Origin of the sequence: Micromonospora sp. WMMD956 (genome assembly GCF_029626125.1) — a bacterium.
GTDB classification, from domain to species: domain Bacteria; phylum Actinomycetota; class Actinomycetes; order Mycobacteriales; family Micromonosporaceae; genus Micromonospora; species Micromonospora carbonacea.
Genome location: NZ_JARUBI010000005.1, coordinates 6,289,474 through 6,304,660 on the forward strand (window position 1 = coordinate 6,289,474; position 15,187 = coordinate 6,304,660).

10 protein-coding genes are annotated in these 15,187 nt (G+C 74.2%); 4 read left to right on the forward strand and 6 right to left on the reverse strand.

Features of this window, described 5'->3' with window-relative positions; all coding sequences use genetic code 11:
• Positions 1-24: 24 nt before the first annotated feature.
• Genes O7628_RS27400 through O7628_RS27415 form a run of 4 tightly spaced genes read right to left on the reverse strand, consistent with a single transcriptional unit; the run spans position 25 to position 6,075 of the window.
• A complete protein-coding gene (locus tag O7628_RS27400; RefSeq protein ID WP_278134950.1) occupies positions 25-1,662 on the reverse strand; it encodes an extracellular solute-binding protein in 1,638 nt (545 codons plus the stop codon).
• Between the two features lie 50 nt (positions 1,663-1,712).
• Positions 1,713-2,645, reverse strand: a complete 933-nt coding sequence (locus O7628_RS27405) for a carbohydrate ABC transporter permease (protein ID WP_278134953.1) — start codon at positions 2,643-2,645, stop codon at positions 1,713-1,715.
• A complete protein-coding gene (locus tag O7628_RS27410) occupies positions 2,642-3,640 on the reverse strand; it encodes an ABC transporter permease subunit (RefSeq protein ID WP_278134955.1) in 999 nt (332 codons plus the stop codon). The genes O7628_RS27405 and O7628_RS27410 overlap by 4 nt, the downstream gene beginning before the upstream one ends.
• A gap of 29 nt (positions 3,641-3,669) precedes the next feature.
• Positions 3,670-6,075 (reverse strand): glycoside hydrolase family 3 N-terminal domain-containing protein, encoded by a 2,406-nt coding sequence (locus O7628_RS27415; RefSeq protein WP_278134957.1) that lies wholly within the window; start codon positions 6,073-6,075, stop codon positions 3,670-3,672.
• A gap of 226 nt (positions 6,076-6,301) precedes the next feature.
• Here O7628_RS27415 and O7628_RS27420 point away from each other — a divergent pair, with 226 nt between their 5' ends.
• The 4 genes from O7628_RS27420 (at position 6,302) to O7628_RS27435 (ending at position 12,602) form a co-directional block, all read left to right on the forward strand.
• Positions 6,302-7,342, forward strand: a complete 1,041-nt coding sequence (locus O7628_RS27420; RefSeq protein ID WP_278134959.1) for an acetylxylan esterase — start codon at positions 6,302-6,304, stop codon at positions 7,340-7,342.
• Positions 7,339-8,547 carry a D-mannonate dehydratase ManD gene (gene manD / locus O7628_RS27425; RefSeq protein ID WP_278134960.1) on the forward strand — a complete coding sequence of 403 codons (1,209 nt, stop codon included), beginning with the start codon at positions 7,339-7,341 and terminating at the stop codon, positions 8,545-8,547. Before O7628_RS27420 ends, manD begins: the two co-directional genes overlap by 4 nt.
• A 63-nt stretch (positions 8,548-8,610) precedes the next feature.
• Positions 8,611-9,945, forward strand: coding sequence for an SWIM zinc finger family protein (locus O7628_RS27430; RefSeq protein WP_278134961.1), 1,335 nt, complete (start codon positions 8,611-8,613; stop codon positions 9,943-9,945).
• Positions 9,942-12,602 carry a DUF6493 family protein gene (locus O7628_RS27435; protein WP_278134962.1) on the forward strand — a complete coding sequence of 887 codons (2,661 nt, stop codon included), beginning with the start codon at positions 9,942-9,944 and terminating at the stop codon, positions 12,600-12,602. Before O7628_RS27430 ends, O7628_RS27435 begins: the two co-directional genes overlap by 4 nt.
• A 7-nt stretch (positions 12,603-12,609) precedes the next feature.
• Here the strand turns inward: O7628_RS27435 and O7628_RS27440 are convergent, their stop codons facing one another.
• The gene (locus tag O7628_RS27440; RefSeq protein WP_278134964.1) at positions 12,610-13,413 is read right to left on the reverse strand and encodes an IclR family transcriptional regulator C-terminal domain-containing protein; all 804 of its coding nucleotides are present in this window, start codon (positions 13,411-13,413) and stop codon (positions 12,610-12,612) included.
• Positions 13,414-13,469: 56 nt separating this feature from the next.
• A complete protein-coding gene (locus tag O7628_RS27445; RefSeq protein ID WP_278134966.1) occupies positions 13,470-14,918 on the reverse strand; it encodes an amidohydrolase family protein in 1,449 nt (482 codons plus the stop codon).
• Between the last annotated feature and the right edge of the window lie 269 nt (positions 14,919-15,187).

A 15,187-nucleotide genomic window follows, 5' to 3' on the forward strand; every position in this document is an offset into this window, starting at 1 on the left:
CGGGGCCCGGCCGGGACCGGACGGTCAGCCGTTGTCCTTCTTGAACCGCTCGTACGCCTTGTTGACCACGTCGATGTACTTGTCGGAGTTGCGGGCCTTCAGCTCACCGACGTAGGCGTCCCACTCGGTCAGCGGCCGCTGGCCGAGGATGAACTTCAGCGTGTTCTGGGTGACGTAGTCCTTCAGCGGCGTCTCCCACAGCGACACCTGCTCGCGTTCGGCGTCGGTGAGCGGTGCCGGCGGCGGCACCTCGATCGGCTTGCGGGTGTTCATCACCTTCTGGAACTCCAGCTCCTCGGGGGAGAAGAAGGACTGCACCAGGTCGAGCTTGCCGCCGTAGGCGAAGACCCCGTTGGCGAAGCCGAAGTCCTTCTGCAGGTGCTTGGTGCCCTTGGGGTTGAGCCCGATCATGTCGACGTCGGGGGCGGGCATCCGCTTGCCGGCGGCGTCCTTGACGAACGTGGTGCCCTCGATGCCCCACTTGGCGAACTCCTGGCCGGCGTCGGAGTAGTAGAGCCAGTCGATGAACTGCATCATCGCCACGAAGTTCTTGCTGTCCCGGGCCTTCTTGGAGATCATCACGCCGTTCTCCAGCCGGGAGGCGGGGTTGATCTCACCGGCCGGGCCGACCGGCAGCGGGATGTTGACCAGCTTCGCGTTGGGCAGGGTCTTGGCCAGGTCCGGCCGGTAGTCGTTGACCAGGGTCTGCGCGTTGCTCGTGATGACGAAGGACTTGCCGTTGGCCAGCTTCTGCCGGGCGGCCTCGTCGCTCTGGGTGAAGCTCTCCGGGTCGAGCAGCCCCTCGGTGACCAGCTTGTTGAGGTACTGGACCATCTGCTTGTACTGCTCGGTGGCCCCGGTGTAGACGAACTTCCCGGCGGCCGGGTCCCAGGTGTTGTGCTGGAACGACCAGCCGGCCTGGGTGCCCCACGAGTTGCCGGCGATCCGCAGCAGCGCGCCGGCGGGGTTGGGCTTGCTCCACCGGTCCGAGTACGGGTACGAGTCCGGGTACTTCGCCTTCATCGCCTTGAGCACCGTGTAGAGCTCGTCCCACGTCTTCGGGACCGGCTGCTTGAGCTCGTCGAGGATGTCGGTGCGGACCGCGACCGTGTATTCCTGCCAGGGCTTCTCGTGCAGGCCCGGCAGCAGGTAGAACTTGCCGTCGGACTGGCGCAGCGTGTCGATCTCCGGCTTCAGCCCCCACTTGTCGATCTTGTCTTTGAGGTTCGGCATCAGGTCCAGGTAGTCGCTGACCGGCAGGATCGCGCCGGACGAGACGAACTGGTTCTCCGCCGGGTGGTAGGTCTTCGGGATGATCAGCGGGGCGTCGCCGGCGCCGATGAGCAGGCTGCGCTTCTGCTCGTAGTCGCTCAGCGGCACGGCGACCGGTTCGAGCTTGACGTTCGTCCGCTTGGTCAGCTCCGACCAGAACAGCCACTCGTTCTTCAGGGGGTAGTTCGGGTGGTTGTTGTAGAGGATCGAGAAGGAGAGCGGCTCGGTTGCCGTGAACTGGGTCCCGACGCCGTAGTCCGCCATGGCGCCGGCCCGGTTGCCGGACAGGTCCTTGGCGTCGCCGGCCTCCTCGGAGGAGCAGGCGACGAGGGTGAGGGTGAGCAGACTGGCCGCGGCTATGGCCGCGCGCCGCCACGTTCTGTGGAGCACGGCTCGTCCTTTCGCAAACGGTGGTGGGGTGGAGGGGGAACCTCGCTGGGCTACCCCTTGACCGCGCCGAGCATCACGCCCGACACGAAGTAGCGCTGGATGAAGGGGTAGACCGCCAGGATGGGCAGGGTGGTGAGCACGATGGTCACCGCCTGCAACGTCGCGGCGGCCTGGACGGCGTCGGACTCGGCCACGCCGCCGGCCGACTGGGCGCCGGTGGCCCCCGCGATGAGGTTGCGCAGGTAGACGGTCACCGGGAACATCTCCTGCTGGTCCAGGTAGAGGAACGCGGTGAACCAGGAGTTCCAGAACGACACCGCGTAGAACAGCACCATCGTGGCGATGATGGCCTTCGACAGCGGCAGCACGATCCGCAGCAGCGTCCCGTACGTGTTCAGCCCGTCGACGGCGGCGGCCTCCTCCAGCTCCTCCGGCAGGCTCTCGAAGAACGCCTTCATCACCAGCAGGTTGAACACGTTGATGGCGTTGGGCACCACCACGGCCCAGATGGTGTTCTTCATGCCCAGGCTGGTGATCAGCACGTAGTTGGGGATCAGCCCGCCGGAGAAGAACATGGTGAACACTGCGATGCCGACCAGCGCCCCGCGCCCCTTGAGCCGCGGCTTCGACAGCACGTACGCGTAGCAGGTGGTCAGCACGATGGAGATGACCGTGGCGACCACCGTGTAGACCACCGTGTTGCGGTAGTTCGTCCAGAACAACGCGTCGGACATCACCAGCTTGTACGTCGTCAGGTTGAACCCGCGCGGGACGAGGTTCACCCGCCCGGCGATGATGTACGCCTCGTCGCTGAGCGAGCGGGCCACGATGTTGACGAACGGGTACAGCGTCACGATCACGACGCCGGTGAGGATGACGGCGTTGACCGCCTGGAAGACCCGGTAGCCCCGGGTGGGGCGGATCCCCTTCGGCCGGCGGGCCATCCGCCGGGTCTCGCCGGTCTCGGCGGCTTCCACGGTCACCACAGGCTCGTCCCCACCGTGCGCTTGGAGATGGCGTTCGCCGACAGGACCAGGGTCAGCCCGATCACGGCCTCGAACAGGCCGATCGCGGCGGCGTAGCTGAAGTTGCTCGACTCGAAGCCCATCCGGTAGAGGTACGTGGAGATCACGTCGCCGGTCGGGTAGGTCAGCGGGTTGTACAGCAGCAGGATCTTCTCGAACCCGACCGCCATGAACGTGCCGATGTTGAGGATCAGCAGCGTCACCATCGTGGGCCGGATGCCCGGCAGCGTCACGTGCCAGGTCTGCCGCCAGCGGTTCGCCCCGTCGATGCGGGCCGCCTCGTAGAGGTTCTCGTCGATCGTGGTGAGCGCGGCGAGGTAGAGGATGGTGCCCCAGCCGACGGTCTGCCAGACCTCGGAGGAGACGTAGATCGTGCGGAACCACTCCGGCCGTTGCAGGAACGGCACCGCCTCGCCGCCGAGGCCGCGCACGATCTGGTTGACCGTCCCGTCCATCGACGTCAGCTGCATGACCATGGCGGCCACGATCACGATGGACAGGAAGTGCGGCAGGTAGGACACCGACTGCACGAACCGCTTGAGCCGGCGGGCGCGGACCTCGTTGAGCAGCAGCGCCAGCACGATCGGCAGCGGGAAGCAGAACAGCAGGGTCAGCGTCCCCAGCACGAGGGTGTTGGTGAACACGTCCCAGAACGTCGGGTCGGCCAGGAACAGGCGTACGTAGCGCAGCCCCACCCAGGTCTCGCCGAACAGGCTGCCGCCGGGGGAGAACTTCCGGAAGGCGATCACGTTGCCGGCCATCGGCAGGTAGCGGAAGACCAGGAAGAACAGCAGCGGCGCCACGGCGAGGGAATAGAGCTGCCAGTCCTTGCGCAGCGCCTGCCGCCAGGTGCGGCGTCGCCCCCGGCGGCGCGGCGCGGGGCGGCCCGCCGGCGTGGGGGCGTCCCGCGTCGGGGGCACCGGCGGGGGATCGAGGGTGTCGGGGACGGTCATCGACGGCCTCCAGGACGGGGCGGAGGTGCCTAGGCGGACTGCGGGACGGCGGCCGGGGCGACCCGCGCCGTCGACACCAGCCGGCGGTGGTGGCCGACGGCGCGTTCGGCGCCGACGAGGCGCAGCGGGAGGGCGGCGGCGAACTCGCCGCTGGAGCGGCCCAGCCGCAGCTCCACGTCGCCGGGCTCGACGACGCGCCGGCCGTGCGCCCCGGTGAACGACGTGACGTCGGCGGGCACGCCGAACGTCACCCGGGCGCTCTCGCCCGGCGCGAGCGGGACGCGGGCGTAGCCGACCAGGCGGACCACCGGCCGGGTGGTCTGCGCGACCGGGTCGTGCAGGTAGAGCTGGACGACCTCGACGCCGGCCCGGTCGCCGGTGTTGCGGACCGTGACGTCGACCTCGACCTCGCCGTCGACCGCCCAGTCGAGGCGGTCGCCGCCGCCCGCGTCGGCGGTGGGGACGTCGTCGACCCCGCGTACGCCCGCGTCGCTCCACTCGAACGTCGTGTAGCTCAACCCGTGGCCGAACGGGAACGCCGGGGTGGGGTCGACCGACGACACCTCCGACCGGCGGCCCAGCGGCGGGTTGAGATAGGTCGACGGCAGGGCGCCGGCGTCCCGGGGCACGCCGACGGGCAGCCGCCCGGACGGGTTCACCGCGCCGGTGAGCACCTCGGCGATGGCCTGCCCGCCGCGCTGGCCGGGGAAGAACGCCTGCACGACGGCCGCGGCGGCGTCGACCTCGGGACCGAGCGCGTAGGGCCGCCCGGCCAGCAGCACCAGCACCACGGGCGTGCCCGTGGCGAGCACCGCCCGGACCAGCTCGGGCTGCACCCCGGGCAGCCGCAGGTCGGTGGCGTCGCAGCCCTCGCCGGACGTGCCCCGGCCGAACATCCCGGAGCGGTCGCCGACGGCGAGCACACACACGTCGGCCGCGGCGGCCGCCGCCACGGCCGCGGCGAAGCCGGCGGTGTCACCGCCGGTGACCGCGCACCCGGGGGCGTGGGTGAGCCCCGGCACCAGGCGGCCGAGGGCCTCGCGCAGGGAGGGCAGCTCCACGCCGAGCCCGTGCTCGGGGTGGCGCACCCCCACGTGGGAGGGGAACGTGTAACAGCCGAGCATCGCCATCGGGTCGTCGGCGACCGGGCCGACGAGGGCGACGCGGCGGCCGGCCTCCAGCGGCAGCAGCCCGCCGTCGTTGCGCAGCAGCACCACGGACTCGCGGGCCAGGCGCAGGGCCACCTCCTGCGCGCCCGCGTCGTCGAGGCGCAGCCCGTCCACGCCGTCGGGCAGCGGCCGCCAGCCCGGGTCGAGCAGGCCCAGCTCGGCCTTCTGCGCCAGCACCCGGCGCAGCGCCCGGTCGACGAGCGCCTCGTCGACCGCGCCGGCCCGGACCGCCTCGACCAGCGGGGGACCGAACGCGTCCACGGTGGGCAGCTCCACGTCGATGCCGGCGCGCAGGGCCAGCCGCGCCGCCTCGACGCCGTCGGCGGCGACCCGGTGCAGCGTCTGGAGGAAGCGCACCGCGAAGTAGTCGGCGACCACCGTGCCGGTGAAGCCCCACTCGTCGCGCAGCAGGCGGGTCAGCAGGCCCTCGTCGGCGGCGGCGGGCAGGCCGTCGATCTCGGCGTAGGAGTGCATCACCGAACGGGCGCCGCCGAGGCGCAGCGCCATCTCGAACGGGGGCAGGATCACGTCGGCCAGCTCCCGGCGACCCATCGACACCGGGGCCAGGTTGCGTCCGCCGCGCGAGGCCGAGTAGCCCGCGAAGTGCTTGAGGGTGGCGACGACGCCGGCGGCCTCCAGGCCGCGCACGTAGGCCGCGCCGGTCGTGCCGACGAGGTAGGGGTCCTCGCCGATGGTCTCCTCGGTGCGGCCCCACCGGTAGTCGCGGGTGACGTCGAGCACCGGCGCGAGCCCCTGGTGGACCCCGGCCGCCCGCATCGACCGGCCGATGTGGCCGGCCATCTGCTCGACCAGCTCGGGGTCGAAGGACGCGCCCCAGCCCAGGGGCGTCGGGTACACGGTCGCGCGCCAGGCGGCGAAGCCGGTGAGGCACTCCTCGTGCACCTGCGCGGGGATGCCGAACCGGCTCGCCGCCGCGATCTCGGCCTGGGACGCGGCCAGCGAACGCGCGCCGGCCACGGGGTCGACCGGCGCGGTGCCGAACGGCCGGGTCAGCTGGCCGAGCCCGTGCCGGATGACGTCGTCCCACCGCAGCTCGCCGTCGACCATGTCGGCCTGGTGTGGCGCGACCCCCTCGCCGGAGGCGTCGGCGCCGACCCACACCCCGACCAGTTGGGCGACCTTCTCCTCCAGCGACATCAGCGGCAGCAGGGCGTCGGCGCGCTCGGTCGGGCTCAGCCGCGGGTCGCGCCACCGCGCGGCGTCCGGGGACGCCTCCGCGTCGTGCACGGGCAGCTGACTGTTCATGCCACACCCCTTCAGCCGGGCCCGGGAGGCTCCCCGGTGGCCCGCGACGACTGACGACGGCGAGCCGGCCCGAAATTTTTCGGAAATCTCCGCGTGACCTATTTCGGGCAACTTAAGGGCCTTAAATGGGCATGTCAAGGCTCGTCCCGCCCGAAGCGGATCGACGGTGGTCATCGTACCCGGGCATGGCGCATGATACAGTCCTCGAAAATTTCGGAGAGGTTCCATGCCCCAGTTCGACCTGCCCCTCGACCAGCTCCGGCAGTACGTCCCCGCCGTGGCCGAGCCCGCCGACTTCGACGCGTTCTGGCGGGCGACCCTCGCGGCGGCGGCCGAGCACCCCGTGCTCGGCGAGGTCCGGCCCGAGCCGACCCACCTGCGCCTGGTCGACACCTGGGACGTCACGTTCGCCGGCTACGGCGGTGACCCGGTGCGGGCCTGGTACACCCGGCCCGCCGGGGCGGACGGGCCGCTGCCCGCCGTCGTGGAATACGTCGGCTACGGGCGCGGCCGGGGCCTGCCGCACGAGCGCCTCACCTGGCCGGTGGCCGGCTACGCGCACCTGCTGATGGACGCCCGGGGCCAGTCCGGCCACTACGCGGCCGGCGACACCCCCGACCCGCGCGCCGGCGCCCCGGGCGGCCCCTGGCCGGTGACCTGGGGCATCCTCGCGCCCGAGAACTACTACTACCGACGGTTGATCACCGACGCCGTGCGGGCCGTGCAAGCGGCCCGCGCGCTGCCGGGCGTCGACCCCGGCCGGGTCGTCGTCGCCGGCAACAGCCAGGGCGGGGGAATCGCCCTCGCGGTGGCGGGCCTCGTCGACGACCTGGCGGCCCTGATCACCACCGCGCCCTTCCTGTGCCACGTCCAGCGGGCCATCGAGATCACCGACGCCGAGCCGTACGGCGAGATCGCCCGCTACCTCGCCGCCGACCGGACGGCCGAGGACGCGGTGCGGCGCACCCTGTCCTACGTCGACGGCGTCGCCTTCGCCCGCCGGGCGGTCGCGCCCGCGCACTTCGGCGTCGGTCTGCGCGACATCGTGTGCCCGCCGAGCACCGTGTTCGCCGCCCACAACCAGTACGGCGCCGCCAACGGCCGGCCGGGGCCGCCGCAGCGGGTGATGCACGTCTACCCGTTCAACGGCCACGAGGGCGGGGAGGCGGTGCAGGTCCGCCGGCAGCTCGCGTGGCTCGCCGGGGTGCTCGCCGCGCCGGCCGACGCCACCGGCCCCGCCACCGAGACGACGGAGGAGACCGCGTGAGGATCGTCGACGCCCGGGTCATCGTCACCTGCCCGGGCCGCAACTTCGTCACCCTCAAGATCGTCACCGACGAGGGCGTCACCGGGGTCGGCGACGCCACCCTCAACGGCCGAGAGCTGGCCGTCGAGGCGTACCTGCGCGAGCACGTGGTGCCGCTGCTGATCGGGCGCGACCCGGCCCGGATCGAGGACACCTGGCAGTACCTCTACCAGGGGGCGTACTGGCGGCGCGGCCCGGTCACCATGAGCGCCGTCGCGGCGGTGGACACCGCGCTGTGGGACATCAAGGGCAAGGTCGCCGGCCTGCCGGTCTACCAGCTGCTCGGCGGCCGTTCCCGCGAGGGCGTCACCGTCTACGGCCACGCCAACGGCGAGACCGTGGACGAGGTGCTGGCCGAGGTGGCCCGCTTCGTCGACCTCGGCTACCGGGCGGTGCGCGTGCAGTGCGGCGTGCCGGGCCTGGCCAAGACGTACGGCGTGAGCGCCGACAAGATGTTCTACGAGCCGGCCGACGCGGCGCTGCCCACCGAGACGGTCTGGTCGACGGCCCGCTACCTGGCCCACACCCCCGACGTGTTCGCCCGGGTCCGCGAGGAGTTCGGCCCGACCCTGCGGCTGCTGCACGACGTGCACCACCGGCTCACCCCCATCGAGGCGGCCCGGCTCGGCCGCAGCCTGGAGCCGTACGCGCTGACCTGGCTGGAGGACCCGGTCCCCGCCGAGTTCCAGGAGGGCTTCCGGCTCATCCGGCAGCACACCACCACGCCGATCGCCACCGGCGAGGTGTTCAACTCCGTCTGGGACGCCACCACGCTCATCCGCGAGCAGCTCATCGACTACGTCCGCACCACCGTGGTCCGGGCCGGCGGCATCACCCACCTGCGGCGCATCTTCGACTACGCCGCGCTGCACCACGTGCGCAGCGGCTCGCACGGCGCGACCGACCTGTCGCCGGTCTGCCTGGCCGCCGCCCTGCACCTGGACCTCGCGATCCCGAACTTCGGCCTCCAGGAGTACATGCGGCACACCGAGGAGACCGACGCGGTCTTCCCGCACGGCTACCACTTCGCCGACGGCTACCTGCACCCCGCCGAGACCCCGGGGCTCGGGGTGGACATCGACGAGGAGGCCGCCGCCCGCTACCCCTACTCCCCGGCGTACCTGCCGGTCAACCGGCTGGAGGACGGCACCCTGCACCCCTGGTGACGCCGCCGGCCGGCAAGCCGCGCGGGGGCGCGGTGTCGGAGGGATCTTGTAGCGTCCGGGCCCGTGAGCGCCCAACAGACGTACAGGTACCTCGGATCCTCCGCCCTGAGCCGGTCCGGCCTCGCCCTGTCCACCAGCGGCGGGCCCGCGCCGAACCCCCGCTTCTTCAGCGGCTTCCTCACCACGCCGCAGGCCGCCGCCGTCGGGCTGCTCGCGGTCGCCGAGGTCGCCCGCACCCGCTACTTCCGGCCGGTGAGCCCGGCCAGCCTCGACCCGGTGGTCACGGGCAGCCGCGACCGGCTGCGCTTCGAGTCGTTCTCCGGCTGCTGCGGCGTCTACGCCCGCCTGGACGCCCTGCCCGAGGGGCTCGACGGCGACGTGCTGGAACACGGCACCACCAACGTGGACGTCAACAACCCGCTGCGCGAGGCGCTGTCGCGCGTCGGCGGCCTCGACCCGCTGCGCCTGTCCGTCGGCCCCGACGACCTCACCGTGGAGACGATGGACGGCGCGGTCGTGGAGAAGAAGGTGCCGCTGCCGCAGCGGTGGCTGCGGGGCTTCGCCGAGGTGCAGGTGCTCGCCGCCGGGTTCGAGCCGCGCGCCCAGCTCGCGGCGGCCGAGGCGGCGACGTTCCTGCGCCGGCTGCCCACCGCCACCGACCGGTCGGTGCTCTGGGCCGTGCCCGCCGGGCGGAGCCTGCGGCTGACCTCCCGGCCCGTGGCCGGCGCGGTCTGCCTGGCCGGCGCGGGCCGGCTCGCCGCCCTGCGCGGCCTGCTGCGCCACGCCCGCACCCTGACCGTCTACGGCCCGACCGTCGCGCCCGGCGTCGGGGCGCTGCCCAGCACCTGGGAGCTGGACACCGGGGCGCTGCGGCTGTCGCTGACCCTGTCGCCCGAGCCCTACCGGGGCTTCTCCGGCGAGGGCGCCGCGCTGGCCGCCCTGGCCGGCGACGACGTCGCCGACGACGCCGAGCTGGTCTCGGCGCTGCTGGCCTGGGACCCGACGATCGACGTGGACGCCCTGGCGACCTCCGCCGGCCTCGACGCGGCCCGGGTGCGGGGCGCCCTCGCCCAGCTCGGCACCGCCGGCCGGGTCGGCTACGACGTCGCCGAGGCGGCGTACTTCCACCGCGTGATGCCCTACGACGCCGGCCGGGCCGAGCGCGACAACCCCCGCCTGGTGGGCGCGCGGGCGCTGGTCGAGTCCGGCGCCGTCGACCCCGACGACGCCGGGGCCACCGTCCGCAGCGCGGGCCAGGTCTACCGGGTCCGGCGGCTCGCCGACGACGCGTACACCTGCACCTGCCCCTGGTGGGCCAAGCACCGCGGCCAGCGCGGGCCGTGCAAGCACGCGCTGGCCACCCGGATGGCCGGCGTCGGCGAGCGGGAGGCGGTGTGAAGTCCACTGTCCGGCGTCGGTGGGAGCTGGCGGCCGGCGGCAGCAGCGACCTGTTCGACCTCGTCGACGCCGGGTCGGCCGACCTCGTCGCCGCCGCCCTGACCGGGCTGCCCGAGCAGCGCCGCCGGGCCGTCGGCGTCGAGCTGACCGAGTGGTTCAAGACGCGCCGGTCCACCTTCTGGGGCAGCGCCAAGGGCACCGCCCTGGCCGTCGCCGTGGTCGGCTGCCTGCCCACGGCCGCCCAGGCCGCCGCGCTGCTGAGCCGCCGGTCCGTCGCCATCGACGGCGACCGGGCGGCCCGGCTCGTCCGCGTCGTCGCCGTCGAGCGGGGCATCGACTGGCTGCCCGAGCTGGCCCGCCGGCTGGCCGACAAGCTGACCCGCGACGTCTGGCTCGGGCACTGGCGGTTCGTCGCGGGGCTGCTGCCCGCCGACGCCGCGCCGCCGACCGGGGAGCGCTTCGTCGAGCTGTGGGTGCAGTCGCTGGGCATGCCCGACCGCCGCCGCGGCGCGCCCGTGCCGCTGGTCGACCGGCTCCGCGCCGACCCGCTGCTGCCGGCGCTGCTGCCCCGGCTGTTCGAGATCGACGGGCTCGGCGGGCCGATGATGTTCGACGAGGTCCACACCGACTGGGAGAACCGGCGGCGTCACGTCCTGCCGACCGCGCTCGCGCAGCTCGCCGCCGAGGGCGTCGTCGACCGGGCCGCCCTGCTCGACGGCGCGCTCGGCCGGCTCCTGCGTGGCGACCGCCCGGCGGCGCTGCGCGCGTTCACCGTCCTGCTGCACGAGCTGCAACCCACCTCGCAGGAGGTCGCCGCCCGTGCCACCGACTACCTGCGGCTGCTCGCCGACGCCCCGGCCCCCGTCGCCGTCATGGCGCAGAAGGCCCTGCGCGCCCTGCCCGACCCCGAGCCGGAGGCGGTGCTCGCGGCCTCCCGCGAGGTGCTGCTGCGCCCCGACAAGGCGCTGGTGCGCGGCCAGCTCGCCTGGCTCGACCGGCTCGTCCGCCGGCACCCGGACCGCGCGGCCCAGATCGCCGAGGTGATCGCCGTCGCGGCGGGGCACCCCGCCGTCGATGTGCGCGACCGGGCCGCGGCCCTGACCGCCCGGCACGGCCCCGCCCCGGCCGCCGCCGACGCCGCCCCGGCCGCCGAACCGGCGTCGGCCGGCGGTCCGGCGGTCGCCGGCGCGCGCGGCGACGACCTGCCCCACCCCGGCCCGCCCGCGCCCGCGCCGGCCCCGATCACCGACCTCGACGAACTCACCGAGGAGGTCGCCGCGCTGGTCGGCACCGAACACCGCGGCGAGCCCCTCGACCGGATCCTCGACGGGCTGGTCCGGCTCGCCCCCACCGACGGCCCGCGGCTGCGCGCCGCGCTCGACCCGGTCCTCGCCCGGCGGCACTGGGCCTGGGCCAACGAACACACCTGGGACCCGTGCTGCCTGTGCGGCCTCGTCAGCGACCTGCTGGAGACCGCCGGCGTGCCCCGCCCGGCCGCCCCGCAGCGCGGCCGATGGGCCGCGCTGCTCGCCGCCGTGCGGCGCCCCGGCCCGGCGGGGCCGGCGCGTGAGCTGACCCGCACCGACCCCCGGGTGCCGGCGCCGCACGCCCTGCTGCGCGCCCGCCTGGCCGAGATCGGCCACCACCTCGGCGAGCCCGGCCACCCCGGCCTGCTCGCCGCCCCCACCTCGGCCAACGGGGCGCTCGACCCGCTGGCCCTGCTGGAACGGCTCACGGCGCTCGGCGAGCGCCAGCCCTGGCGGTGGGACCTCACCCAGGCGCTGCTGCGGCTGCCCACCGGCGTCGACGACACCCTCGCCGGCAAGGCGGAGGCGCTGCGCACCCCGGCCGGTGACCGGATGGCCGCCTGGCTGCGCGCCGGCGGGCTGCCCGACCCGGTCGCCCGGCTCGTCCCGCAGGCCCGCCGCCCCCGCCGGGTCGGCCACGACTGGGAGCACGGCCAGTTCCCGCCCCGGCGGATCGCGGTCGAGCTGCGTCCCCCGGCCGGCCACCCCGACCCGTACGGGCTGCTGACCGTCGACCCGCCGCCGATGGAGACGGACCACGCCACCTGGGCACGGATGTGGCCGTCGGTGCTGCCGCACCACCTCGGCGTCGTCGCCGCGTACGTGCTGCCGCAGGTGACCGCCGCCGCCGACCTGGACCGGCGCGACGGCGCGCTGGCGCTGCCCCTGCTCGCCGAGTGCGGCGGCACCGGCGGGCCCGCCGTCGACGTGGCGCTGGCCTACGGGCTCGCCGCGCGCCACGGCGTCGACCGGGTCGCCGCGCTGGACGCCCTGCTCGGCCTGGCCGCGACCGGCCGGCTGGACGCCGCCGGGGTGGGCGCGCGGCTGGGTGACCTGGGCGCGGGCCAGCTGGTGAAGCTGACCCGGGCCGTCGAGCCGCTGCGCGACGCGGCCGGCGCGGGCGCGCCGCGCAGCGTGTGGCGGCTGCTCGCCGCGGCGCTGCCGCCGCTGCTCGCCGCGCCGACCCCGCCCCGGGGCCTGCCCGACCTGCTGACCCTGGCCGCCGAGACGGCCACGGCCACCGGGGCGCGCGTCGAGGTGCCGGGGCTGGCCGAGGTGGCCGGGCGCGGCGGGTCGAGCCGGGTGGTGACCGAGGCGCGCCGCCTGCACCGGGCGCTGACCGCCGGCTGACCGCCGGTCAGCCGGCGGCGGGGGCGGCGAGCGGGACGCTGTCGCGCAGCGCCCAGTCGCGGCTGATGTCGGCGGCGGTGCGCAGCAGGCGCGGCAGGTGCTCGTCGACCAGGGTCTCCACGCTGGTGTCCGCCGCGTGCACGGTCACGTTCAGCGCGGCGACGATGCGGCCGTCGCCGTTGCGCACGCCGGTGGCCACCGAGCGGATGCCGGGGGCGAGGTCCTGGTCCGCGAGCGCCCAGCCCTTGGCCCGCACGTCGCGCAGCGCCCGGTCCAGCTCGGCCCGGTCCGGCTGCCACCGCGAGACGACCCCGGAGCGGCCCGGCTCGGCCAGGGCCCGGTCCAGGTCGGCGGGGTCGAGCGCGGCGAGCAGGACCTTGCCCATCGACGTGGCGGGGGCGGGGAAGCGGGTGCCGATGGTCACCGCCAGGGTGACGATCTTCGGTACGGCGACCCGCGCGACGTAGACGATGTCGCCCCCGTCGAGCTGGGCCATCGAGGTGGACTCGCCGGTCTGCCCGACGAGCCGCTGCATGTGCGGCCGGGCGACGTCCCACATGGTCAGCGAGTTGATGTAGGACATGCCGAGCTCCAACACCCGGGGGGTGAGCGCGTAGCCCCGGTCGGCGACCCGGACGTAGCCGAGCTCCTCCAGGGTGAGCAGGATGCGGCGGACGGTGGGCCGGGCCAGACCGGTGACGCCCGCGATCTCGCTGAGCGTCATCACCGCCTGGCCCGGCCGGAAGCAGCGCAGCACGTCGAGCCCGCGGGCCAGGGCCTCGATGAAGTCCGGTCCCGCCTCGCGTGCCATCGGGCTCCCTCCGTCCGTGCTCGACCGGCCGCCCGGGCGGTCACCCGGGCGGCAGGCTAATGCTTCCACTGGGCCGAGCCGGCGTCCCACTCGGTGTACGTGTACGGGTTGTCGAGCACCGCGGTGGCCGGGATGTCGGGGTTCATGCCCGTGCGCCACGCCTCCTCGCCCATGGCGTCCATCAGGTACGACACCGTCGCCTCGACCCCGCGCCGCGCGGCGGCCAGGTCCACCCCGACCAGCCGGTGCTCGTGCTTGACCACCCGGCCGTCGACCAGCACGGTGTGCACGTCGCCGCGCTGCGCCTGGAAGGCCACGTGCCCGTAGGGGTTGAGCAGCGGGAACATCACCGGCGAGGCGTCGTTCTTGAGCAGCACCACGTCGGCCCTGCGGCCAACCTGGAGGCTGCCCACCTGCGAGTCCATGCCGAGGGCGCGGCTGCCGCCCCGGGTGGCCCAGTCGACGACGTGCTCGGCGCGCAGGTGGGCGTGGGTGACGGTCTCCTGGCGGGCGTGCGCGTCGAGGTGCTCCCGGGCGCGGTCCGCGCCGAGGGTGGCGCGCATGGCCGAGAAGAGGTCGCCGCTCCACCAGACGCTGGTGTCCATCGACAGCGAGACGCCGATGCCGTGCCGGCGCAGCGCCCAGGTGGGCGGGTAGCCCTGGCCGGCGCTCTGCTCGCTCTCGGTGGACACCGACACGGAGCCGCCGGTGGCGGCGATGCGGTGGTACGAGTCGGGGTTGAGCGTGGCGGCGTGCACGTAGACCGTGGACGGGGTCATGAAGCCGTGCTCGTGCATGAGCCGGATGCCGTCGTCGTTGGTGGCGCCCCAGACCCCGGCGTGAGTGGTCACCGGCACGTCCAGTTCCCGGGCGACCTCGAAGGCGGCCTTCTCGGGGAACGACGGGTCGCCGGTGACGTCGAAGGCGAGCTGGAAGCCGAGGCGGCCCCCGTCGACGCGCCGGCGGTGGAAGTCGCGGAACTCGGGGCTGGTGGCCCACTCCCAGGGGCCCTGCTGGATGTTGCCGTAGGCGAGGACGAACCGGCCGGGCACGGATTCGAGGGCGTCGGCCGCCGCGTCGGCGTGCTCGACGGTGCGCAGGCCGTGCGACCAGTCGACGGTGGTGGTGACCCCGGCGTCGATCGCCTCCAGGGCGGCGAGCACGTTGCCGGCGTGCACGTCCTCGGGGCGGAACAGCCGGCCGTGGTCCAGGTAGTACCAGACGAAGTACTGGGTGAGGGTCCAGTCGGCGCCGTAGCCGCGCATGGCCGTCTGCCACATGTGCCGGTGCGTGTCGATCATGCCGGGCATGAGGATCCCGCCGGTGGCGTCGATCTCGACCGCGTCGGCGGGCGCTTCGAGGCCGACGCCCACGGCCGCGATGCGGCCGCCGACGACGAGGACGTCGGCGTCCGGCAGCACCGTGTGCCGGTCGTCCATGGTCAGCACCAGCCCGTTGCGGAACACCACCGGCCGGCCGTGCGCCGTCGGGTCGCCTGCGCTCATCGCGGCCACCACCCCTTCCCGGGTCGGGGCCCGCCCATCCTGCGGACGGATGTCCGTGCAGCGGTCGGCGAGCCGATTGGCGCAAGTGTGTTCCGGGCCACGAGGCATGTCAAGAACATGTTTCGGTACCGGTCACCCTACCCTCTACCCGGCATTCCGGTCACCCGATGTGTCCAGCGTATTGCCAGCGTGCAGCCGTTGACAGCGGCGCGGCGGGCGGCAAGACTGGCGAAACGGCGGACGCCTGTCCGCCTGGCGGTCGAGGAGGG

Bases quoted from the DNA above. Each gene is read 5' to 3' on its own strand.
- O7628_RS27420 (WP_278134959.1), top strand. From the start codon at position 6,302: ATGCCCCAGTTCGACCTGCCCCTCGACCAGCTCCGGCAGTACGTCCCC.
- O7628_RS27415 (WP_278134957.1), bottom strand. From the start codon at position 6,075: ATGAACAGTCAGCTGCCCGTGCACGACGCGGAGGCGTCCCCGGACGCC.
- O7628_RS27410 (WP_278134955.1), bottom strand. From the start codon at position 3,640: ATGACCGTCCCCGACACCCTCGATCCCCCGCCGGTGCCCCCGACGCGG.
- O7628_RS27445 (WP_278134966.1), bottom strand. From the start codon at position 14,918: ATGAGCGCAGGCGACCCGACGGCGCACGGCCGGCCGGTGGTGTTCCGC.
- O7628_RS27440 (WP_278134964.1), bottom strand. From the start codon at position 13,413: ATGGCACGCGAGGCGGGACCGGACTTCATCGAGGCCCTGGCCCGCGGG.